The sequence below is a fragment of the Thioclava sp. 'Guangxiensis' genome, assembly GCF_045348365.1.
Taxonomy (GTDB): Bacteria; Pseudomonadota; Alphaproteobacteria; order Rhodobacterales; family Rhodobacteraceae; genus Thioclava; species Thioclava kandeliae.
The window spans coordinates 1,152,411-1,172,461 of record NZ_CP155822.1 but is presented as its reverse complement, the minus strand read 5'-3'; the positions used below and the strand labels follow the sequence as shown (position 1 = coordinate 1,172,461).

Annotated in this window: 20 protein-coding genes; 11 read left to right on the top strand and 9 right to left on the bottom strand. The window is 62.0% G+C overall.

Features of this window, described 5'->3' with window-relative positions:
• The first annotated feature begins 107 nt into the window (after positions 1–107).
• A complete protein-coding gene (locus tag ABEB22_RS05815) occupies positions 108–716 on the top strand; it encodes a hypothetical protein (protein WP_406871038.1) in 609 nt (202 codons plus the stop codon).
• A gap of 75 nt (positions 717–791) precedes the next feature.
• Here ABEB22_RS05815 and dapD read toward each other — a convergent pair whose 3' ends face one another.
• The gene (gene dapD / locus ABEB22_RS05810) at positions 792–1,619 is read right to left on the bottom strand and encodes a 2,3,4,5-tetrahydropyridine-2,6-dicarboxylate N-succinyltransferase (RefSeq protein ID WP_339113835.1); all 828 of its coding nucleotides are present in this window, start codon (positions 1,617–1,619) and stop codon (positions 792–794) included.
• Between the two features lie 140 nt (positions 1,620–1,759).
• Here dapD and ABEB22_RS05805 point away from each other — a divergent pair, with 140 nt between their 5' ends.
• Entirely contained in the window at positions 1,760–2,608 is an 849-nt protein-coding gene (locus ABEB22_RS05805; RefSeq protein WP_339113836.1) for an LOG family protein, read from the top strand.
• A gap of 7 nt (positions 2,609–2,615) precedes the next feature.
• Here ABEB22_RS05805 and ABEB22_RS05800 read toward each other — a convergent pair whose 3' ends face one another.
• The 4 genes from ABEB22_RS05800 to rlmN all read right to left on the bottom strand — a co-directional run bounded on the left by ABEB22_RS05800 (position 2,616) and on the right by rlmN (position 5,997).
• The gene (locus ABEB22_RS05800) at positions 2,616–3,332 is read right to left on the bottom strand and encodes a gamma-glutamyl-gamma-aminobutyrate hydrolase family protein (RefSeq protein ID WP_406871037.1); all 717 of its coding nucleotides are present in this window, start codon (positions 3,330–3,332) and stop codon (positions 2,616–2,618) included.
• Entirely contained in the window at positions 3,329–4,303 is a 975-nt protein-coding gene (locus ABEB22_RS05795; protein ID WP_406871036.1) for an amidoligase family protein, read from the bottom strand. The genes ABEB22_RS05800 and ABEB22_RS05795 overlap by 4 nt, the downstream gene beginning before the upstream one ends.
• 63 nt (positions 4,304–4,366) lie before the next feature.
• On the bottom strand, positions 4,367–4,696 hold the full coding sequence (locus ABEB22_RS05790) for a DUF3140 domain-containing protein (protein WP_339113839.1): 330 nt from the start codon (positions 4,694–4,696) through the stop codon (positions 4,367–4,369).
• Positions 4,697–4,815: 119 nt separating this feature from the next.
• Positions 4,816–5,997, bottom strand: coding sequence for a 23S rRNA (adenine(2503)-C(2))-methyltransferase RlmN (gene rlmN / locus ABEB22_RS05785; protein WP_350938440.1), 1,182 nt, complete (start codon positions 5,995–5,997; stop codon positions 4,816–4,818).
• A gap of 214 nt (positions 5,998–6,211) precedes the next feature.
• On the opposite strand from rlmN, the gene ABEB22_RS05780 reads away from it, so the two are divergent.
• Positions 6,212–7,312, top strand: coding sequence for a Hint domain-containing protein (locus ABEB22_RS05780; protein WP_339113841.1), 1,101 nt, complete (start codon positions 6,212–6,214; stop codon positions 7,310–7,312).
• On the opposite strand, the gene ABEB22_RS05775 is transcribed toward ABEB22_RS05780, so the two are convergent.
• Positions 7,272–7,796, bottom strand: coding sequence for an invasion associated locus B family protein (locus ABEB22_RS05775; RefSeq protein WP_339113842.1), 525 nt, complete (start codon positions 7,794–7,796; stop codon positions 7,272–7,274). The genes ABEB22_RS05780 and ABEB22_RS05775 overlap by 41 nt on opposite strands.
• A 298-nt stretch (positions 7,797–8,094) precedes the next feature.
• Here ABEB22_RS05775 and ABEB22_RS05770 point away from each other — a divergent pair, with 298 nt between their 5' ends.
• The gene (locus ABEB22_RS05770) at positions 8,095–9,978 is read left to right on the top strand and encodes an acyl-CoA synthetase (protein ID WP_406871035.1); all 1,884 of its coding nucleotides are present in this window, start codon (positions 8,095–8,097) and stop codon (positions 9,976–9,978) included.
• On the opposite strand, the gene ABEB22_RS05765 is transcribed toward ABEB22_RS05770, so the two are convergent.
• Positions 9,979–10,737: a TSUP family transporter gene (locus tag ABEB22_RS05765; RefSeq protein ID WP_339113844.1), complete on the bottom strand. Its 759-nt coding sequence runs from the start codon at positions 10,735–10,737 to the stop codon at positions 9,979–9,981.
• Positions 10,738–10,879: 142 nt separating this feature from the next.
• On the opposite strand from ABEB22_RS05765, the gene ABEB22_RS05760 reads away from it, so the two are divergent.
• The 4 genes from ABEB22_RS05760 to ABEB22_RS05745 all read left to right on the top strand — a co-directional run bounded on the left by ABEB22_RS05760 (position 10,880) and on the right by ABEB22_RS05745 (position 15,353).
• Entirely contained in the window at positions 10,880–11,764 is an 885-nt protein-coding gene (locus tag ABEB22_RS05760; RefSeq protein ID WP_350938446.1) for a CPBP family intramembrane glutamic endopeptidase, read from the top strand.
• A gap of 73 nt (positions 11,765–11,837) precedes the next feature.
• The gene (gene accD / locus ABEB22_RS05755; protein ID WP_406871034.1) at positions 11,838–12,806 is read left to right on the top strand and encodes an acetyl-CoA carboxylase, carboxyltransferase subunit beta; all 969 of its coding nucleotides are present in this window, start codon (positions 11,838–11,840) and stop codon (positions 12,804–12,806) included.
• 134 nt (positions 12,807–12,940) lie between these two features.
• On the top strand, positions 12,941–14,212 hold the full coding sequence (locus ABEB22_RS05750) for a bifunctional folylpolyglutamate synthase/dihydrofolate synthase (protein WP_406871033.1): 1,272 nt from the start codon (positions 12,941–12,943) through the stop codon (positions 14,210–14,212).
• Positions 14,213–14,315: 103 nt separating this feature from the next.
• Positions 14,316–15,353 carry an LLM class flavin-dependent oxidoreductase gene (locus tag ABEB22_RS05745; protein ID WP_406871032.1) on the top strand — a complete coding sequence of 346 codons (1,038 nt, stop codon included), beginning with the start codon at positions 14,316–14,318 and terminating at the stop codon, positions 15,351–15,353.
• On the opposite strand, the gene ABEB22_RS05740 is transcribed toward ABEB22_RS05745, so the two are convergent.
• Together ABEB22_RS05740 and zapE are read right to left on the bottom strand one after the other, a co-directional pair.
• Positions 15,350–16,279 carry a hypothetical protein gene (locus tag ABEB22_RS05740; protein WP_406871031.1) on the bottom strand — a complete coding sequence of 310 codons (930 nt, stop codon included), beginning with the start codon at positions 16,277–16,279 and terminating at the stop codon, positions 15,350–15,352. The two genes, ABEB22_RS05745 and ABEB22_RS05740, sit on opposite strands and share 4 nt — an antisense overlap.
• Before the next feature lies 1 nt (position 16,280).
• Positions 16,281–17,378: a cell division protein ZapE gene (gene zapE, locus ABEB22_RS05735; RefSeq protein WP_406871030.1), complete on the bottom strand. Its 1,098-nt coding sequence runs from the start codon at positions 17,376–17,378 to the stop codon at positions 16,281–16,283.
• A 117-nt stretch (positions 17,379–17,495) separates the two neighbouring features.
• Here zapE and ABEB22_RS05730 point away from each other — a divergent pair, with 117 nt between their 5' ends.
• From ABEB22_RS05730 to lpxK, 3 genes are read left to right on the top strand one after another with little or no spacing between them, the layout of a single operon-like run.
• Positions 17,496–17,753 (top strand): DUF4170 domain-containing protein, encoded by a 258-nt coding sequence (locus tag ABEB22_RS05730; protein WP_339113851.1) that lies wholly within the window; start codon positions 17,496–17,498, stop codon positions 17,751–17,753.
• A 9-nt stretch (positions 17,754–17,762) separates the two neighbouring features.
• Positions 17,763–18,950, top strand: a complete 1,188-nt coding sequence (locus ABEB22_RS05725; RefSeq protein WP_339113852.1) for a glycosyltransferase N-terminal domain-containing protein — start codon at positions 17,763–17,765, stop codon at positions 18,948–18,950.
• Positions 18,950–19,927 (top strand): tetraacyldisaccharide 4'-kinase, encoded by a 978-nt coding sequence (gene lpxK, locus ABEB22_RS05720; RefSeq protein ID WP_406871128.1) that lies wholly within the window; start codon positions 18,950–18,952, stop codon positions 19,925–19,927. Before ABEB22_RS05725 ends, lpxK begins: the two co-directional genes overlap by 1 nt.
• Positions 19,928–20,051 lie beyond the last annotated feature (124 nt).

Below are 20,051 nucleotides of genomic sequence, written 5' to 3'. Positions count from 1 at the left end.
GGCATGCGTCGTTCCCGGGATCCTTTACAATATACAAAAATCATGCATGATTGATCTGTTCTATTGATACTGTCGGCCAAGAGATGATCGATATTGGAGAATCTCATATGCTTTTCACGGAAGAATTCACGCAAAATCAGGCTCTTCCGGCACCGTCAGGCCATCTGCAGGCACTGCCCACCGAAACAGCCCTGACCAGTGCGATCATCATCGACCGCGAGAGGCAGGTCGTGGCCGCCCACCGGCAGGGTCTGGCCCTGCCAGACCATGGCTTTGTCGAGAAATGTTCCCGCGCATGGCGTGATGTCTTGATGGGCGTTGATGGCGAGATGGCCCGCAACTGTGTGGATCTGGCCTTCTCGGGCCAGCGCTGCGCGTTCGAGACGGTCTGGCAGGGTCCGGGCTATGAGACCTCATGGTCCATCACCCTGATCCCGCTGAAAAACCGCGAGGAGACGGTCTCCAATATCCTCGTATGCGCCACCCGCCTGACCGCAGAAAGCCTTCCCGATCCGCAGCAGGATCTGCAAGAGATCGCCCATACGCTTGCCAATATCACCACCGTGATCGGATGCGGTGCCAAAATGCTGCGCCGGAACGGAGCGCTGGATGAGTCGTTGAAAGAGAATATCGCCGCGGGGCTGGAAGACTCTGCCCAAAAGGCCGAGGAAGCGCTGATCCGTCTGCGCCAGATCATCGGGAGCTACGCGCAATAAACGCCTGCCTGCCCCGACCGCACTAAAAAAGGGCCGCTCCGCAGAGCAGCCCTTTTTCTGTTAGCTGTCCCGCGATCAGTCGCGCAGCAGTTCGTTCACACCGGTTTTCGAGCGGGTCTTCTCGTCCACGCGCTTCACGATAACCGCGCAGTAGAGATGCACGCCGTTTTTCGACGGCATCGAACCCGACACGACCACCGAATAGGGCGGCACTTCGCCATACATAACTTCGCCGGTCTCGCGATCCACGATCTTGGTCGACTGGCCGATATAGACACCCATGCCCAGAACCGAGCCTTCGCGGACGATCACGCCCTCGACAACCTCGGACCGCGCACCGATGAAGCAGTTATCCTCGATGATGGTCGGGCCGGCCTGCATGGGCTCGAGCACGCCACCGATGCCGACGCCGCCCGACAGGTGCACGCCTTTACCGATCTGGGCGCAGGAGCCGACGGTGGCCCAGGTATCGACCATGGTGCCTTCATCGACATAGGCGCCGAGGTTCACGAAGGAGGGCATCAGGACCACGCCCTTGGCGATATAGGCCGAGCGGCGCACGACACAGTTCGGCACCGCGCGGAAGCCTGCGGCTTTCCACTGGTTCTCTCCCCAGCCCTTGAACTTGCTGTCGACCTTGTCCCACCAGCCGCTGCCTTGCGGGCCGCCTTCGTGGATTTCCATGTCTTTCAGACGGAAGCCCAGCAGCACGGCTTTCTTCGCCCATTGGTTCACATGCCAGCTACCATCTGCCTGTTTCTCGGCCACGCGCAGCGCGCCGGAATCGAGAGCGTTGAGGGTATCGGTGATGGCTTCACGGGTCTCGCCGGTGGTTGCGGGCGTGATCGTGTCGCGGGTCTCCCAAGCGGCTTCGATCGCCGCTTCAAGCTGTGCATTCGACATGGTCTTCTCCAAGCATTTCTGTTCGGGTCACGTAATGCCAGCGATTTTGGAAATTCTCAATGCCAAACCGTTATCCTGCGACACTGGCGAAGCCTTCATAAACCGCCTAGATTCAGTGCAACCAGTGACAGGAGTTCCCCATGGCCACCGATTACAACCCCGACTTTCCAGAGCCCCATAACTCGACGCTGCGCGACAGCGCCGAGGATGCGCGCTTTGCCGAGCGGGTGCCGGACACGCCGCAGACACGCTCGCCTGCCTATAAACTCGCCTTTACCGACAAGGACTTCCTCATGCGCGAGGAGTTGCGCCCCGTGCGGCTGCAGCTCGAGCTTCTCAAGCCCGAACTTGTCATGGACGAGCGCGGGATCACCTCGACGGTGGTAATGTTCGGCGGCGCGCGCATCCCCTCGCCCGAGAAGAAGGATACCGCCAAGACGCCCTACCTGGGTGAGCTCACGAAATATTACGCCGAGGCCGAACGTTTTGCCGAGCTGGTCACCGCCCGCTCGCTGGCGGCCTATGGCCGCGAGCTGGTGGTCTGCACCGGCGGCGGTCCGGGGGTAATGGAGGCCGGTAACAAGGGCGCGCATAAGGCAGGGGGCGAATCCATCGGACTCAATATCCTCTTGCCGCATGAACAGGCCCCCAATGCCTATGTCACGCCCTCGCTCTCGTTCAACTTCCACTATTTCGCGATCCGCAAGATGCATTTCCTGATGCGGGCGGCAGCGGTGGTCGTCTTCCCCGGTGGTTTCGGCACGCTCGACGAGATGTTCGAGACGCTGACCCTGATCCAGACCAAACGCATGAAGCGGGTGCCCTTCATCCTCTTTGGCGAGGAGTTCTGGAAAAAGATCATCAACTGGGAGGCGCTGGCCGAGGCCGGCACCATCGCGCGCGACGATCTGGATCTGATCACTTTCGTGGAAACCGCCGAAGAGGCGATGGCGGCGCTTGACGGGTTCCAGCCCGATTGCGAGTGCTGATGGCCGCTTAGGGTTTCAGCGCCTCGTTGCTGACCTCCTCGAGCTGGGCGCGGTCCTCGCAGCAGGCGCGAGCCGCCGCCACCAGCGCGCGGAACAGCGCCCGCTGGCGGCGGGCATAGGTCAGGTATTCGGGGTGCCACTGCACACCCAAGGCAAAGGGTTCGGACACCCGCTCGATCGCCTGCACCATGCCCGAGGGGTCGCGTGCGGCCACCACCAGCCCCTCGCCCAAGCGGTCTACCGCTTGGGAATGGAGCGCATTGACCCGCATCGGCGCCGTGCCAGCCAGCTGCGCAAGGCGGGTGTTGTCCACCACCTGCACGTCTTTCTTGGGCAGAAGGGTCGAATGTTTGCGCGCGCCGTAATGGCTATAGGCGTCCTGATGCAGGTTGCCACCCAGAGCCACATTCAGCATCTGCGAGCCGCGACAGATCCCCAGCACAGGCTTTCCCAGCCCGAAAGCCTGCGCCACAAGCCCCGCCTCCAGCGCATCGCGCGCAGGATCCAGCACAGCGGTGGTGACCAGCTCGCCCCCGTAAAGCTCGGGCGAAATATCATCGCCGCCCCCCACGATAACGCCGTCCACCGATGCCGCATCGGCCTCGTCGCCCGCGCTCCAGCGGATGGAGCGGCCACCGGCCAGCCACACGCCGAAGGCAATGAAGGGGAACACACGCCAGCCGGTTTTCACCGAGGTCGTCACGCCGATCAGCGGTCGTCTCATGCAATCAGGCCCGCCCCGCGCAAAATCGCGCCAACCCGTTCGGGCCAGCCAAGTCCGAGGAAATTCATCCCCGAATGCTCCTTCTCCCAATCACGGCACAACCGGCGCATCACGGCATCATTACCGGCCACCGACTCCACCAGCCACCAGCGGCGCCATTCGTAATCCAGCGACCAGTCTGGGTCGGAAATGCGGCAATCGGGCAGACGGAAATGGAAGGCGGGGCGCGGTTTCACCGTGCCGCCCTTGCCATCCGTCGCCGCGATGATCTCGGGATGGAGCTCCACGAAGACCGGCAGCATATCCAGCCCGTGATTACGCGACAGAGTGGCCTCACGATAGGCGCGCACTACATCGGGCAGACTGGTATCCATGCCCAGCTCCACCAAATGGCGCACCAGTTTTTCGGGATAGCGGTCGGTAAAGGGCAACGCCTGCCGCGTCGTCTCGATCGGCAGGGCGCGGCGCATCCACGGCTCCAGAAGCGCATAGGCCAGGAGCGGACGCACCACCTGATCTGGCCCGGCAATTGCCGGGTTGAAATGGATCCCGAACCCGTAGACCGCGCTCGCCTCGCTGCCCAGCGCCCCATGTTCGCGCAGCATGGACATGAACTCCGACAACTCGGCCATCTGGTCGAGCTTCAGCGGCTGGGTCACGATCTCGACAGGCACCACCTCGCGCCCGATCTTCATCCCCAGATCGCGCAAAGGGCCGGAGAGCGTTTTGCGCAGAGCGATATCAAGATAGATCTCGAGATCCCCGATCCGGCTGCCACGCACGTCCCAATCCGCACCATCCGTCTGATGCGCCTCGCCACCAAAAAACTCGGCGGCAAGTTTCGCGGTGCGGGCCTCGTCGAGGCCCGAGAACTCGATCTCCACCCCGATCCGGCGGGCTTTGCCATCCGGCGTCCGCATCTGCGGCAAAAGGGCAAACGGTTCGGGGGCGGCAATGGTCACATCGGTCATGGGGGTCTCCGTCATGGACTGCCAACGCAGCGGATCACGGGAATGTTCCCCCGATGTGACGCCTCAATAGCGCAGAGGATCATGCCCGTAATTCATCAGCGCATAACGCCATGCGGTTTGGGCGGCAGCGTCCGAAGGGCGGCCTGCGGCAAGTGACCGCTCGATATCGAAGGTGATCTCGCGCATCTTGGCCCATTCGGCTGCGGTCAGGTCGGTGGGCTTCAACCGTGCCAGCTCCAGCACCTTCAACGCGGTCAACTGGCTGTTCCGGCCCACCATCGCACAGGCACTGCGGCTTTCCTCGGTCTCGAGCCACGCCTCCAGCTCGGCGGGGCTCATGTTCATCAGGTCATGCCAATCGTCGAGAATATCGCGCTGTTCGGTCCGCGTCATTGTCCGCTCCATCCATTATTGATGGGGCCAAAACGCTGCGTTGCCGCGCGCGGTTCCTGACAGGTTCACACAACCGTCATGCAGAACGCAAAAGGCCGCCCCGATGGGCGGCCTTTTGCTCAAAGCCCTGCTTCGGACTCGATTTCCTTGCGGGATTTGCGGGCCCGCTCGGTCGCGGATTTCAGCTGGCCACAGGCGGCCATGATATCCTCGCCACGCGGCGTTCGGATCGGCGAGGCATAGCCCGCCTTGTAGATGATATCGGCAAAACGCTCGATCCGCTCCCAATCCGAGCGTTGATAGGGCGCACCGGGCCATTCGTTGAACGGGATCAGGTTGATCTTGGCAGGAATGCCCTTGATCAGGTTCACCAGACGGCGCGCATCCGCATCGGTATCGTTCACATCCTTCAGCATCACATATTCGAAGGTGATGCGTTCCGAATTGGACAGGCGCGGATACTCCCGCAGCGCATCCAGAAGCGTCTCGATATTCCAGCGCTTGTTGATCGGCACCAGCTTGTTGCGCACCTCGTCGGTGGTGGCATGGAAACTGATCGCCAGAAGACAGCCGATTTCCTCGGCGGTCTTGGCAATCTCCGGCACCACACCCGAGGTCGAGAGGGTGATCCGGCGGCGCGAGAGCGAGAGCCCCTCACCATCCATCACGACCTTCATCGCATCGCGGACATTGTCGAAGTTATACAGAGGCTCGCCCATGCCCATCAGCACGACATTCGACACAAGGCGCTGTTCGTTTTTCGGCGAATTCTGCTCGGGCCATTCGCCCAGATCATCGCGCACCAGCATCAGCTGGCCCACAATCTCGCCTGCAGTCAGGTTGCGCACCAGTTTCTGCGTGCCGGTATGGCAGAACGAGCAGGTCAGCGTGCAGCCCACCTGGCTTGACACGCAGAGCGTGCCGCGGCCCTCTTCGGGGATATAGACGGCCTCGACCTCATGCCCGCCCTGAATGCGCAGCAGATATTTACGGGTGCCGTCTTCCGAGATCTGGCGCGTGACCACCTCGGGCAGACGGATCTCGAACTTTGCCTCCAGCATCTCGCGATAGGCTTTGGCCAGATTGGTCATGGCGTGGAAATCGCGCACACCCCAGTAATAGACCCATTGCCAGATCTGGCCCTCACGCATCTTCGCCTGCTTCTCGGGCGTGCCAGCCTCGATCAGCGCCGCGCGCAGCTGCGGGCGGGTCAGACCGACAAGATTGATCTTGTCGGATTGGAGGTCTTTGCGCGGGATCGTCAGCACGTCCTGCGTGATCGGTGCGGATGCGTCGGTCATGGCGATTTCCTGAAAATGAGTGGCCCCTATACAGGATTCGTAGAAAAAAACAAATACCAAAGGCAGCCGCGGCGTCCCGCTTCCTACAAGGCCGCCCTGTGCCACATGCAAAAGTATCCGAGTATCATAAACCATTCGTTATCTTTGTAGGAAGATCATCAACCCAAGGAAGACTCATCTACGCCACATCAACCCTGACGTTTATCACTCACCGATGCCAATAGTTTCCCAACAGACCTATAATGGTGGGCTCGTCCTGAATGATCTGATGAGCTCGAACCAGACAATCCTTCTGGGCAATTTCGGCGCACTACAGACCGGTCAAACCCTTACGGACGAGGACCATTTGCTGACCGTTGGCGAGACCTTCATCTCCGGCGGCAAGACATTGACCATGATCGGTTCGGGGCTGGCCCAGCCCGGCGTCAGTTTCATGAGTGTCATCATACCGACTGGCACAGCTGTCGATCTGATCATCGCGCACGATGCGGGCGGACAAATCTATTTCATCTATCCCGACGGTGCCCCCAATCTGACCGGCGCCATTGCACTCGTGGTCGATGCGGCGCCGGTCGGCTACAATATTCAAAGCCAGAGCATTTTGTGTATCGACAGTCATGCCTTTATCCGTGCGTGCGGGCGGGACCGTCCGATTGCATCCCTACGCGTAGGTGATCTGGTCGATACACAAGATAACGGGCCGCAAAGGGTCCTCTGGATCGGCACCAGCCTGCTCAGACCGAGGCGCGATCCGGTCGTCAGGGTGCCACGACACCATTTCGATACGCATCGTCCCTATCATCCGCTCCATCTCTCGCCGCAGCACAGGCTGGCCCTCAGCGGTCCGCACCCCGATCTGCCGCATTTCCTGACCGCCGCCAAACATGGCTGCCATCCCGATATCTGCGCCCTGCGCGACTGTCCCCACCGTCGCGCGTGCAACGCCGGCCGGACCGACCAGCAGATCCGTGTGACCTCGACGGCCAAAGCAGTCGAAATGCGGAATATCCTGTTACCGAAACACAGCATCCTTTTCGTGAATGGTGCGACGGTAGAAAGCCTGTTTCCGGGCGCAGAAGTGATCAAGACCCATCCCGAGCTGCACGGCATGTCCGATCCGCAGCCCGCCCTCCCCGTGCTCCGTCCGGGAGAGGCGCGCAGACTGCTTCGCCAGTCACGCAAAGGTCAGCCCGCTGCCAGCAAGGCCGCCCCTGACACCGCGCATGAAAAAACGGGCCTCGACGGGCCCGTTTCAAATCACAGTCAGCAACCGCTTATTTGCAGCGGCTCTCCGCTTCGCCCATCGCAGCGGTAAAGCCCATCAGCGAGAAGGTATCCTTGGTCTGCGTGCCGCGACCCGAGTGGCCGGTCAGCGTGACATCGGCACCGGCTTTCAGCGCAGCGATGATCTTTTTATCCTCATCAGCGGAGCCCGCCCATGCGCCTTCGCCATCGGTGAACAACGTGAACTTCTTGCCGCCCACATCCATATCAACGGTCGAGCCGCCCTCGAACGGGTAGCCGCCCATGAAGGAGATCTCGGGCTGTTTGCCCGGACGGTAGGTCACGAACAGGAGGATATCACCGCGGCGCACCTGCACCGGCTGGCCATCCTTGCTGTTGACGGTCGTCTTGGGGGCAGACACGCCCCAGCATTCCTTTGGATTGCCCTCGACAAAGACGCTCCAGTCGGTTTCGGCGGCAACACGGTTGGTCGTCTCTTGCGCGACGGCGGGCAGGCTCATGGCTGCGCAGGTCATCGCGGCGGCAACAGTGCTGCGCAGAACGGAATTCATCATAGATACAGCCTCCAGCTGCTTGGTGCCTCGGTTCCGCCAGAACGGCTTATGCTCTTTATTCTCAGCGCGAAACGTAATTGAACTCGATCTGGGGATAATAGCGCAGAATTGACCTGACAGGAAAGCCCCTGTTACCGGATTTCACATCATTGTTGGAAATCTCCCGCAAATCCCCCTCGATGCGCCTCTCCCGCCGATGCGAGAGATCATGGATTTGCCGCGCCGGATTGTCTACATATGGTGCAACGCCACTCAGGCTCAGGCCCCAGATTCCGCGCGACAAGCAGGACCCCGCGATATGAAACATTTCAGAACGATAGAGGACCGGATCGCGGTCGAGGCCGAAATGCCATGGCAGGCGCGCCCGAGACCTTCCACCATCTACCGCTTCCTGTCGCAGACGGCACAGGCGCATCCCGCCCGTCCGGCGATCTCCTTCCAGCTATTCTCCGGGGCCGATGCACCGGCCGAGACGCTCGATTGGGCCAGCCTGCACGCTCAGGTCACCCGTCTGGCCAATCTGCTACGCGCGCGCGGGCTCGGGCCCGAAGACCGCGTGGCCTATATCCTGCCCAATTGTAACGAGGCGGTGGTCAGCTTTCTGGCAGGCACCGTGGCCGCGACCGTTTTCCCGATCAACCCGCTCCTTGATCCCGCGCATATCGCGAGCCTGCTGCGCGAGACGGGCGCCCGCGCGGTGATCACCCTGCGCGCCTTCCCCAAGACCGATATCGCGCAGAAAGTGGCGCAAGCCCTGAAGGACGCGCCCGAGGTGACCGATATCATCGAGGTCGATCTGACACGCTATCTGCGCGGGCTCAAACGGCTCGTCGTGCCGATGATCCGCTCCAAGGTGCCGCGTCTCGAAGGCCGGACCTATCACGATTTCCACGCGGCCTGCGCGGACCAAGCCACGACGCTGCAGTTCGAGGACCCGTCCGAGGACCGGATCGCTGCGATCTTCCACACGGGCGGCACCACCGGCACACCCAAGATCGCGCGGCATCGGGTCTCGGGGATGGTCTATAACGGCTGGCTGGGCGGGCATATGCTGTTCAACGAGCAGGATGTGCTCCTGTGCCCGCTGCCGATGTTCCATGTCTTCGCCGCCTATCCGGTGCTGATGTCGGCCATCGCGAGCGGGGCGCATATCGTTTATCCCACGCCTGCGGGCTATCGTGGCGAAGGCGTTTTCGACAATTTCTGGAAACTGATCGCGCGCTGGAAGGTAACCTTCCTGATCACCGTGCCCACGGCCTCCTCGGCGCTGATGCAGCGCAAGGTGGATGCCGATATCTCCTCGCTCAGAATTGCGATCTCGGGCTCTGCGCCGATGCCGCGCGAGCTGTATCACCGTTTCACCGCCGCCACCGGCGTGGAGATCACCGAGGGCTACGGGCTGACCGAGGCCACCTGCCTCGTGTCGGTCAACCCGCCGGACGGGGTGAAGAAGATCGGCTCGATCGGCATCCCGATGCCTTATACCGATGTCTCCATCCGCCGTCAGGAATTCGGCGACATCATCGAATGCGCGGTGGACGAGATCGGCGAAATCTGTGTGCGCAGTCCGGGTGTCGCGCGCGATACCTGCCCCAATGGCGAGGCCCATCATACCGAGGACGGCTTCCTGCGCACCGGCGATCTGGGCCGCGTCGATGCCGATGGCTATCTGTGGATCACCGGTCGCGCCAAGGATCTGATCATCCGTGGCGGCCATAATATCGACCCCGCCGTGATCGAGGAGCCACTGGCGCGCCATCCGGCCATCGCCAATGCGGGGGCCATCGGCCAGCCCGATGCCTTTGCGGGCGAGTTGCCCTGCGTCTATGTGGAACTCTGCGAGGGCCATCAGGTCCGCGAGGAGGAGTTGCTCGACTATCTGCGCGCAAATGTCCACGAACGTGCCGCGATCCCGAAACATATCGAGATCCTGCCCGAACTGCCCAAGACCGCTGTCGGCAAGATCTACAAACCCGAGCTGCGCCGTCGGGCGATCGGGCGGGTGCTGTCGGGCGCGCTGACCGAGCGCGGATTGGCCGCGAAGGTGACAGAGGTGCGTCAGGACCGCACGCGCGGACTGGTGGCCGTCATCCGTGCGGAGGCGGGATGTGACCGCGAGGCCCTGCGCCAGACGCTAGAGGAATTCGCGCTCCCCTATGATATGGCCTTTGATCGGGGCTGATCAGAGCAGATCCCAGATCAGCTTCAGCGCCAGAATGCTCGAGGTCGCGACCAGCAGCGGACGGATCAGTTTCGCGCCATTCTTCATGGCCATGTGCGAGCCGAGCCGCGCCCCGAAGATCTGTGCCACGCCCATCGACAGGCCCATCACCCACCACGGCGCGCCCATCGCGGCAAAGCCGATCAGACCGCCGACATTGGAGGCGAAATTGAGCAGTTTAGTATGGGCTGTGGCCTTGAGCACACCATAGCCCGCCAGCATGACGAACCCGATCATGAAGAAGCTGCCCGTCCCCGGACCGATCAACCCGTCATAGAAACCAACCAGCGGCACGACAAAGGCGGTGAAGGCTGCGGGGCGGATACGCTCGACACGGTCCTCGTCGCCCAGCCCCGGACGGAAGGCGAAGAAGGCCGCGATCGCGATCAGCACCACCGGCAGCGCATAGCGCAGACCATCGGTCGGAATTTTCGAGACCAGAATAGCGCCCGCGAGCCCCGCGACCCCTGACAGGAGCGCCGCCTTCCACTGTTTGCGCAGGTCCACATGGCCCGAACCCGCATAGGAAAGCGCCGAGGTCGCCGCACCGAACACACCCTGCACCTTGTTGGTGGACAGCGCCTGAAGCGGCGAGGCCCCCGCCATGATCAGGATCGGCACGGTGATCAGCCCGCCCCCGCCCGCAATGGCATCGACAAACCCCGCAAAGAAGGCCGCCCCCAGAAGCAGCATGGCCAGATCGAGTGACACTTCAAACATGGGACCTCCTGAGGGCAGTAACGAGAACGCGACCATCTGCCCGACCCGCGTAAATGTAAAGAGAAAGCCCCACACCGATCAGCGTGACAACCGCCCGCGCAGCCCTTAGCTTGGGCCACGACCTCAACCGAACGGATAGACCGTGCCGCATTACCCGCTTCTTGACCGCTTCACTGCACCGGCCCGTGCCCATTGTGCCCTGTGGCGGACGCTGATCGGGCTGATCGCGATCGTGGTGATCTACGGGCTGGGTGCCTCGATACTGGTGGGGACGAGCCTCGCCCACACCAGCGGGCTGGCGCGGATGTTCCGGCTGCAGGAGATCGCGAACGGCTCGAGCCCCTTTGGTGTGGCAGTGTTGCTGGGCAGCTTCCTGCCGCTGGTGGCGGGCGTGATGACCGTCACGCAATATCTGGGCAAACGCACGCCCCGCAGCCTTCTGGGTAAGGGCACGGGGTCGGATTTCCGTCGTGCCTTCTGGCCGCTTCTCGCGCTCACCATCATTCTGGCATGGTTCACCTCGATGGCCCCCGATGTCGGCCATTCCACAGCGCTTTCGGCGGCATTACCCTGGTGGCCGCTTATCATCCCGCTGGTCTTCCTCCAGATCGGCGCCGAGGAAGTGCTATTCCGCGGCTATCTGATGCAGCAGCTGGGCGCGTGGTCGGGCAATAATCTGTGGATCACGATGGGCCTGCCCTCGCTGCTATTCGGGGCGCTTCATTATGACGGGACGACTTTTGGCGCGATGTCCTTCTGGCCGGTGGTCTGGGCGGCGTTCTACGGGCTGCTGGCGGCCGATCTGACAGCGCGCACCGGAAATCTGGGGGCAGCGCTGGCCTTCCATTTCGTCAATAACCTCTCGGCGATCCTGCTGATCAGCTATTACGGCCATCTCGACGGGATCTCGCTGTTCAGTGTGGTCGCAAATCTCCAAGATTTTAACACAATCGCCCCGCTTATGTTGGTCGATGGTGCGTCAATTACGGTTTCATGGCTTTTGATCCGGCTCAGCCTGCGGGTTTGAACGCTCGTTGATTGCATTTCTGTTCGACCCGTCTTATCTGGACCGCAATAGGAGCCAAAGGGGCCGCAAAGACATGAACTGGATCTCGAACTACGTCCGCCCGAAGATCAACTCGCTTTTCTCGCGTAGGGACACGCCGGAAAATCTCTGGACCAAATGTCCGGAATGCGGGTCGATGCTGTTTCACCGCGAACTGGCTCAGAACCTGAATGTCTGCACGAATTGCAACCACCATATGGCGATCAGCCCGCGCAAGCGGTTCGAGGCGCTGTTTGATGGCGGTATCTTCACCGAGGTGAAAGTCCCCGAGCCGATCGTCGATCCGCTGCATTTCAAGGACCAGAAGAAATATCCCGAGCGGATGAAATCTGCCCAGAAGAAGACCGGCGAGAAAGAAGCCATGCTGGTCGTCGAGGGCGAGATCGGCCGCACGCCTATTGTGGCTGCCGGTCAGGATTTCAGCTTCATCGGTGGCTCGATGTCGATGTATGTCGGCAATGCCATCGTGGCCGCCGCCGAGCGCGCGGTGAAACTGGGCCGCCCGCTGGTGCTGTTCTCGGCCGCCGGTGGCGCGCGGATGCAGGAAGGGATCCTGTCGCTGATGCAGATGCCGCGCACGACCGTGGCCGTGGATATGCTGCGCGAGGCGGGCCTGCCCTATATCGTCGTGCTGACCCATCCCACAACCGGCGGTGTGACCGCCTCCTACGCGATGCTGGGCGATGTGCAGATTGCCGAACCCAATGCGCTGATCTGCTTTGCCGGTCCCCGCGTGATCGAGCAGACAATCCGCGAGAAGCTGCCCGAGGGCTTCCAGCGCGCCGAATATCTGCTGGATCACGGCATGCTTGACCGCGTGACGCCGCGCAAGGAACTGCGCGAGGAGCTGATCACCATCATCCGCATGATGATGAACATGCCGCCTGCTGTGGCAGCCGACCTGCCCGCGCCCGAGATCAAGGCGGACATCCCCGAGGCGGCGCCCGCGCCTGCAGCGGCGGCCCCTGCCGAGACACCTGCCAAAGCCGCAGCCAGAAGCTGAGGGTTCGTGCCGTAGCGACGCGGCACAGTTGTGACGATATCGGCGGGTCGCGGCGCCGCGGGCATCGAGCCCCCGCCCCCGCGCAGGGATGCGCCATTGGCGCACCCTGATTGCCTATGCCTTAGGGGGCTTCCATGAGTGACACGTCCGATATCATCCTGCAGCGTCTGATGGGGCTGCATCCCAAGATCATCGACCTGACATTGGACCGGATGGAGCGTCTGCTGACCGCGCTTGGCGAGCCGCAGACCAAGATCCCGCCGGCGATCCATATCGCAGGCACCAATGGCAAGGGCTCCACCCAGGCCATGATCCGCGCGGGGCTCGATGCGGCGGGCAAATCCGTCCATGCCTATACCTCGCCGCATCTGGCACGTTTCCACGAACGCATCCGTCTGGCCGGAGAGCTGATCTCCGAGGCGGAGCTGTCGGCCATGCTCGATGAATGCGAGGCCAAGAATAACGGCGAAAACATCACTTTCTTCGAGATCACCACCTGCGCGGGGTTTCTGGCCTTCTCGCGCCATCAGGCCGATTACACCTTGCTGGAGGTGGGGCTCGGCGGGCGGCTCGATGCGACCAATGTGATCACGCCCGCGCTGTCGATCATCACGCCGGTGGATCTCGATCACCAGCAGTATCTGGGCGAGACTCTGGCAGAGATTGCGGGCGAGAAGGCGGGTATCATCAAGCGCGGGGTGCCGGTGATCGTAGGCCCGCAGCATGACGAGGCGCTGGAGGTGATCGAGGCCCGCGCGGCGCGTCTGGGTGCGCCGGTTCTGGCCTATGGCCAGCACTGGCATGTGCGCGAGGAAGCCGGCAGGCTCGTCTATCAGGACGAGACCGGCCTTCTGGATCTGCCGCTGCCCAATCTGCCCGGCCCCCATCAGGTGATGAACGCCGGTACCGTTCTGGCAGCGCTGCGGTTCCTTGGCTGTGACGAGGCGGCCTGCGAGGCGGCTGTCACCCGTGCCGAATGGCCCGCGCGGATGCAACGCCTGAAGACCGGCCCGCTGGTCGAGGCTGCACAGGATGCGGAGCTGTGGCTCGATGGCGGGCACAACCCTGCCGCCGGAGAGATGATCGCTGCGACGCTCGACCGGATGGGCAATCGCCCGACGCACCTGATCTGCGGCATGCTCAACACCAAGGATATTGTGGGCTATCTGCGCCCATTGGCCAAGCGCGCCGAAAGCCTGACCGCCGTGTCGATCCCCAATGAGGCGAACACACTGCCCTCGCAGGCCACCGCAGAGGCCGCGACACGGGCGGGGTTCGGCCATGTCGCACAGGCGGCGAGTGTGACCGAGGCCTTGGCGCGCATCCTTGCAAAAGCCCCCCATTCCCGCGTGCTGATCTGCGGCTCGCTCTATCTAGCGGGCAATATCCTGCGCGAGAACGGCTGATCTCTCGGCTGATCTCTCGGGCCGAACAGGTCTTGTGCGCTGGGAGGGGCTAGGGAACCGGCCCCTTTTTGCATAGATTGCGGCCAAGCGAAGGAGCCAACCCATGACCCATCTCGAACTCGGCCTCGACACTTTCGGGGACATCACCACCGACGATACCGGCGCGCGCCTGTCGCCCGCGCAAGTGATCCGCAATACTGTTACCGAGGGCATTCTGGCCGAAGAAACAGGCGCGGATTTCATCGGTCTGGGCGAACATCACCGCCCCGATTTCGCGATCTCGAGCCCCGAGCCAATCATGTCCGCCATTCTGGCGCAGACCTCGCGCATCAGGGTCGGGACCTCGGTCACGGTGCTGAGCTCGGATGACCCGATCCGCCTGTTCCAGCGCTTTGCCACGATGAACGCCTTCGGGCAGGGCCGCGCCGAGGTCACCCTCGGCCGTGGCTCCTTTACCGAGAGCTTCCCGCTCTTCGGCTTCGCGCTCGATGATTACGAGGCGCTGTTCGAGGAGAAATTCGAGCAGTTCGTGAAGCTGATCCGTGACGAGAAAGTGAGCTTCGAGAGCCGCTTCCGCCCGAACCTGAAAAACGCCACGGTCCATCCGCGCCCCGAGATGCCGATCCGCACATGGCGCGGTGTGGGCGGCTCGCCCGATAGCATCATCTCGGCGGCGGCGCATGGCCTGCCGCTGCTGATCGCGATTATCGGCGGCTCGCCCGCGCGGTTTGCACCGCTTGTGGACCTCTATCGCCGCGCGCATGCGCAAATGGGCACCACACCAAAAGAGGTGGGTGTGCATAGCCCGGGCTTTGTGGCCGAAACCGACGAGATCGCTCGCGAGACCTATTTCGAAGGCTATCAGAAGATGCATGCCGCCATCGGCGCCTCGCGCGGCTGGCCGCCGCTGCGGCGCGAGGATTATCTGCGCGAGATCGAGCATGGCTCGCTCTATGTGGGCTCCCCCGAAACTGTTGCCGCCAAGATCGCCTCGACGGTGGCTACGCTCGGGCTGGGCCGGTTCCAGCTGAAATACAGCTCGGGTCCGCAGAAAGCCTCGGCCATCCTGCGCAATGTCGAGCTATATGGCACGCAGGTGATCCCGCGCGTGCGCGAGATCCTCGCCGAGATGCCCGCTTAAGCGAGCCATGCGCGGGCGGCAGGGACCAGCCGGTCCATGTCGCTCATGCGGTCGGCAAAACGCCGGATCAGGGTCTCGCCTGCAAAGAACGGCACGATATCGTGCCATTCTTCCTGCGGCAGCAGATCGGTTGCGGCCATCGCGGATACCTCGTCTCTGGGCAGCCCTGCTTTTGCTGGATGCCCGATCCCGTCGGTCGCCCGCCAAGTGAGGAAGCGCGCCGCGTCCCGCGCCACAGGTTGCAGCGGATAGCGGTCGATATCAAAACCCCAGAGTGTTTCGCCATCGGGAGCAACGTTCAGGTTACGGTCAACGAAATCGCCATGGCTGCGGGCGCGAATTACCGCGCGCCCGTTCAGATCGGGTGCCATGCGCGCCATCTTGTCGAGGATCTGGAAGGACAACTCGCGCGCATCGCCCTGCATATGGCGATGCGGCAGATCCTCGATCTGGCGTAGCCAGAAGGTCGCATAGAAGCGCCCCTCGGCACGGGTGGGCTCGGTATAGCGCGCCAGCCAGTGACCTGCCGCCCCCACCAGCCGCAGCCGCGTCTCGGACACGGCATCCGCCAGAATACGGTCCATCCGTAGCCCCGGCGTGCGGGCCATGATAACAATGCCCTGTGTGGCATATGAGGCCACCAGCGGCACGACCCGATACGCGCCGTCCTGCATATGCGCGGCATGCCCCAGCGCCTCGGCCATCAGCGTCGCCCTTGCGGGACCTTTCTCGCCGAAGAACTGCTTGAGCACGAAATATTCGTCGCGACGACGGATGACCACCACGGCCCGTTCGGGCGTCAGGCGCAGCACCTCTTCCACACGGGTACCCGCCCAGCCGGGCAACTGCTCCAGAGCGCGTTTCAGATCACGGGCAACCGCTTCGATCTCTTCGATCTGTGAAATATCGCGCTCTAGGGCCTGCATGTCAGTCTCCGTCGGTTTTCCCCCAATCCGCGGCCTGCATTTCGCGCAAACGGGAGGCGGTGCGTTCAAATTCGAAACTGCCGGTGCCCTCGTTATAGAGGTGCTCCGGCTCGGTTGCCGCAGAAGCGATCAACCGGACCTTTGCCTCGTAGAGTGCATCGATCATGGTTACAAAACGCTTAGCCTCGTTAAAGTTCGATGAATCCAGACGCGGAATCGCGTCAAGAAACAAAACCCGAACATTTTCTGCAATTGCGAGATAGTCCCCTGCGCCCAAATTTGCGGCACAGAGATCCCAGAAAGACGCGCGCGCCACGCCATTGTGGTATTGTGGCAACGTGATCTCGCGGCCCTTATAGGCCAGTGACAGCGGTTCGCCGGCACCGCCCGTCAGCTCATCCCAGAGCGCATCCATCTGCGCCTTCGCCTCGCGGTCTGCGGGCGTGAAATAGACCTGGCTCCCGGAGAGACGGTTCTGACGGTAATCATTGACCGAGGTGATCTCGTGCACCTCCAGTCTGTCACGCAAAATCGCGATAAAGGGCAGGAAAAGCTGGCGGTTGAGCCCGTCCTTATAAAGATCTTCCGGCACGCGGTTGGAGGTGGTCACCACAACGACACCGGCCTCGAACAACAGCTCGAACAGGCGCCCCACGATCATCGCATCTGCAATATCAGTGATCTGCATCTCATCGAAACACAGCAGCTTCAGCTCGGATGCGATTCGTTTCGCGACCGGCTGGATGGCATCCTCGACCTTGGCCTTGCGGGCTTTCTCGATATCGTTCTGCACTTCCTGCATGAAGGCATGGAAATGGACACGCCGCTTGGGCACCGTTACCGCCTCGCAGAAGAGATCCATCAGCATGGATTTCCCGCGCCCGACCCCGCCCCAAAGATAAAGCCCCTTGATCCGCTCGGGCGTGGCTTTCTTGGCGAATTTCGCAAAAAAACCGGTTTTCTGCGGTGCGGCGGCAGGAGTTTCCAGATCGCGGCGAACGCGCTCCAGAAGCGGCAAAACGGCCCGCTGCGCGTCATCGCCACGCAGAGCGCCCTCGGCCACGCGGGCCTCGTAGATCTGGGTAAGTGTCTGTGTCATGGCAATTAGGTAGCCCCTGCTCACGCATTTGAAAAGCGGCCAAATGCAACCCATAGCTTGAGAAACCCCGCCATGTGGCATAGGGTCGCGACATTCTCACAAGAGAGGTTCATCGAAATGCCCAAATCTCCGACGCAACGTCTGCATCTCGTCTTCGGCGGCGAACTCATCGACCCGCAGAAGACCGTATTCCGCGACGTCAAAGATATCCACATCGTCGGGATCTATCCCAATTATGCGGAAGCCTTCAACGCCTGGAAATCCGAAGCGCAACGCACCGTGGACAACGCCCATATGCGGTATTTCATCGCGCATCTTCACCGTCTGCGCGACGAGGAAATGGAAGCGGCCCCCACCGCTGAACTGGGATTCTGATCGCCTATCATGCCGGTTCCGCTCTGGTTGCACCTGAAATTATCGGGGCTGAACCGGCCCTCTGCCCTGCCGGAACGTCTGCCGCCCATCGCAGACCGCCCGGCAGCGCCGATCTGGATCCGCGTCTCGGAGGCCGCCCCCGAGCATGATATCGAAACTGTCCTGCAGCTTCTGAGCACCCGCCTGCCCGAGCATCCTTTCGTGGTGACGGGTCCGGCCGCACTGGTCGAGCGCCTGGCGCTCCCGCGCGATTGCCACCCGCTGCCTGATCCCGCCGATACCGCCAGCGATATTCACGCAGCGCTTGGAGTGTGGAAGCCAGCGCTCGTGCTGCTTCTGGGGCGTGCCTTGCCGCCCGGATTGATCTCCGGCGCGCAAGCTGCAGGCATTCCGGTGATGCTTGCCGCCTGCACAGGTGCCGAGGATGCGCCCTATGCGGGCCGTCTGTTGCGTCTTTTCCATACTATTCTGGCACAGGACCGCCCCGAGACATTGCGCCTGATCGCGCGTGGCGCGCCCCCCAATCGGCTGATCACGAGCGGCCCTCTCACCCTGCCGCCCGCACCTCTGCCCTGCTCGGGGGCGGAACTTGCGGCAATGGGCAGCCTGTTACAGAACCGTCCGACATGGTTCGCGGCCTCGGTTCCCGAAAGCGAGCTGGAGATTGTTCTGACGGCACATCGGCAGGCTTTACGGCAGGCCCACCGTCTGCTGCTGATCCTTGCTCCCGAAGCCAGTGGCGACGCGATCGATCTCGCGCAGCGTCTCACGGAGGAGGGCTGGCATGTGGCGCGACGCTCTCTCGAGGGCGAGCCGGACCAGCATACGCAGATTTTCATCGCCGATGACGCCGAGGATTACGGGCTATGGTACCGCCTTGCGCCGGTGACCTATTTCGGGGGGAGCTTTGCCGCTGCGGGCTGTGCGCGCTCGCCCTACGAGGCGGCGTCTCTCGGTTCGGCTATTCTACACGGGCCGGAGGCGGGGCGATACCCGGCGCTCTACCAGTCGTTGCAGGCAGTCCAAGGAAGTAAACGGCTCCAGCAGCCCGAGGATCTCCCCGAAGCGGTGACCGAATTTCTTGCGCCCCACCGCTCCGCATTCCTGAGCTATAATGCGTGGGATATCGAAACCGCGGGCGCGGGGGCCTTCGAGGATCTTGTGTCCTCATTGTGCCAGTGTCTGAAATCGCCTTGATGCGTGCTCCGTTATTCTGGGGGTCTAGGCTCTCTGTCTTGTCACTTGCTTTGTCCCCGCTCGGCTGCCTGACGGCTTATGCGACTTCTCGTCGTGTTTGTCGTGAGGGGTTGCGTTTGAATATTCCGGTTATCTGCGTTGGTAACATCAATGCGGGCGGGACGGGGAAGACCCCGACGGTTATGGCGGTTGTGCAGCGCCTTCAGGCGCTCGGTCATGCACCGCATATTGTTTCTCGCGGGCATGGTGGGCGGTTGATTGGTCCTGTGCGGGTTGATGCGCGTGTGCATGATGCATCGGCTGTCGGGGATGAGCCCCTTTTGTTGTCGTCCTTTGCGCCTGTCTGGGTGTCGAAGGACCGTGCGGCGGGCGGTGTTGCGGCCTGTGCTGCGGGGGCGGATGTTATTGTGCTTGATGACGGTCACCAGAACCCTGCGCTTGTGAAGGATCTGAGCATTGTGGTCGTGGATGCGGGTCGTGGTTTTGGGAACGGGCTTTGCCTTCCAGCGGGTCCTTTGCGGGAGCCTGTATCTGCGGGTCTATCGCGGGCTGATCTTGTTGTTTCGATCGGAGAGGCTGCGGCGCAAGAGCGTTTTGCGTCGCGCTGGGGCGCTTATCTTCCCTGCCCTCATTTTACTGGCCAGCTGGCTCCGTTGCCGACTGGTATGGACTGGCGTGGATTGCGGTGTTTGGCGTTTGCGGGGATTGGTTATCCAGAGAAGTTTTTCGATACGCTACGAGGCTTGGGTGCGTCGGTTGTTCGGACGGAGTCACTTGGTGACCACCAGCCTTTCACGGCTGCGCTGTTGTCGCGTCTTTGGCATGATGCGCAGGCGGATGGTTTACAGCTTGTGACGACGGAGAAGGACGCTGCGCGTTTGCCTTCATCCTTGCGTGGTGAGGTGCTGACATTGCCTGTGCGTCTGGAGATTTTGCAGGCGGAGGCTCTTGATGCCCGTCTTCATTCGCTCTTCTGAGCGGATTTTCCGGTCTATTTTTGCTGTGTCAAGAATGCGAGAAGCCGCCTCTGATGAGACGGCTTTTTTATTTGGTTGCGGGAGCTCGAATTGGCCTTTGGCGAACAACTCAGATACCCATCCC

Coding starts and splice junctions, on each gene's coding strand:
- ABEB22_RS05780 (WP_339113841.1), top strand. CDS start 6,212: ATGCCAATAGTTTCCCAACAGACCTATAATGGTGGGCTCGTCCTGAAT.
- lpxK (WP_406871128.1), top strand. CDS start 18,950: ATGCGTGCTCCGTTATTCTGGGGGTCTAGGCTCTCTGTCTTGTCACTT.
- ABEB22_RS05815 (WP_406871038.1), top strand. CDS start 108: ATGCTTTTCACGGAAGAATTCACGCAAAATCAGGCTCTTCCGGCACCG.
- ABEB22_RS05750 (WP_406871033.1), top strand. CDS start 12,941: ATGAGTGACACGTCCGATATCATCCTGCAGCGTCTGATGGGGCTGCAT.
- ABEB22_RS05725 (WP_339113852.1), top strand. CDS start 17,763: ATGCCGGTTCCGCTCTGGTTGCACCTGAAATTATCGGGGCTGAACCGG.
- ABEB22_RS05740 (WP_406871031.1), bottom strand. CDS start 16,279: ATGCAGGCCCTAGAGCGCGATATTTCACAGATCGAAGAGATCGAAGCG.
- ABEB22_RS05805 (WP_339113836.1), top strand. CDS start 1,760: ATGGCCACCGATTACAACCCCGACTTTCCAGAGCCCCATAACTCGACG.
- ABEB22_RS05795 (WP_406871036.1), bottom strand. CDS start 4,303: ATGACCGATGTGACCATTGCCGCCCCCGAACCGTTTGCCCTTTTGCCG.
- ABEB22_RS05775 (WP_339113842.1), bottom strand. CDS start 7,796: ATGATGAATTCCGTTCTGCGCAGCACTGTTGCCGCCGCGATGACCTGC.
- ABEB22_RS05770 (WP_406871035.1), top strand. CDS start 8,095: ATGAAACATTTCAGAACGATAGAGGACCGGATCGCGGTCGAGGCCGAA.
- rlmN (WP_350938440.1), bottom strand. CDS start 5,997: ATGACCGACGCATCCGCACCGATCACGCAGGACGTGCTGACGATCCCG.
- zapE (WP_406871030.1), bottom strand. CDS start 17,378: ATGACACAGACACTTACCCAGATCTACGAGGCCCGCGTGGCCGAGGGC.
- ABEB22_RS05730 (WP_339113851.1), top strand. CDS start 17,496: ATGCCCAAATCTCCGACGCAACGTCTGCATCTCGTCTTCGGCGGCGAA.
- ABEB22_RS05745 (WP_406871032.1), top strand. CDS start 14,316: ATGACCCATCTCGAACTCGGCCTCGACACTTTCGGGGACATCACCACC.
- accD (WP_406871034.1), top strand. CDS start 11,838: ATGAACTGGATCTCGAACTACGTCCGCCCGAAGATCAACTCGCTTTTC.
- dapD (WP_339113835.1), bottom strand. CDS start 1,619: ATGTCGAATGCACAGCTTGAAGCGGCGATCGAAGCCGCTTGGGAGACC.
- ABEB22_RS05790 (WP_339113839.1), bottom strand. CDS start 4,696: ATGACGCGGACCGAACAGCGCGATATTCTCGACGATTGGCATGACCTG.
- ABEB22_RS05800 (WP_406871037.1), bottom strand. CDS start 3,332: ATGAGACGACCGCTGATCGGCGTGACGACCTCGGTGAAAACCGGCTGG.
- ABEB22_RS05765 (WP_339113844.1), bottom strand. CDS start 10,737: ATGTTTGAAGTGTCACTCGATCTGGCCATGCTGCTTCTGGGGGCGGCC.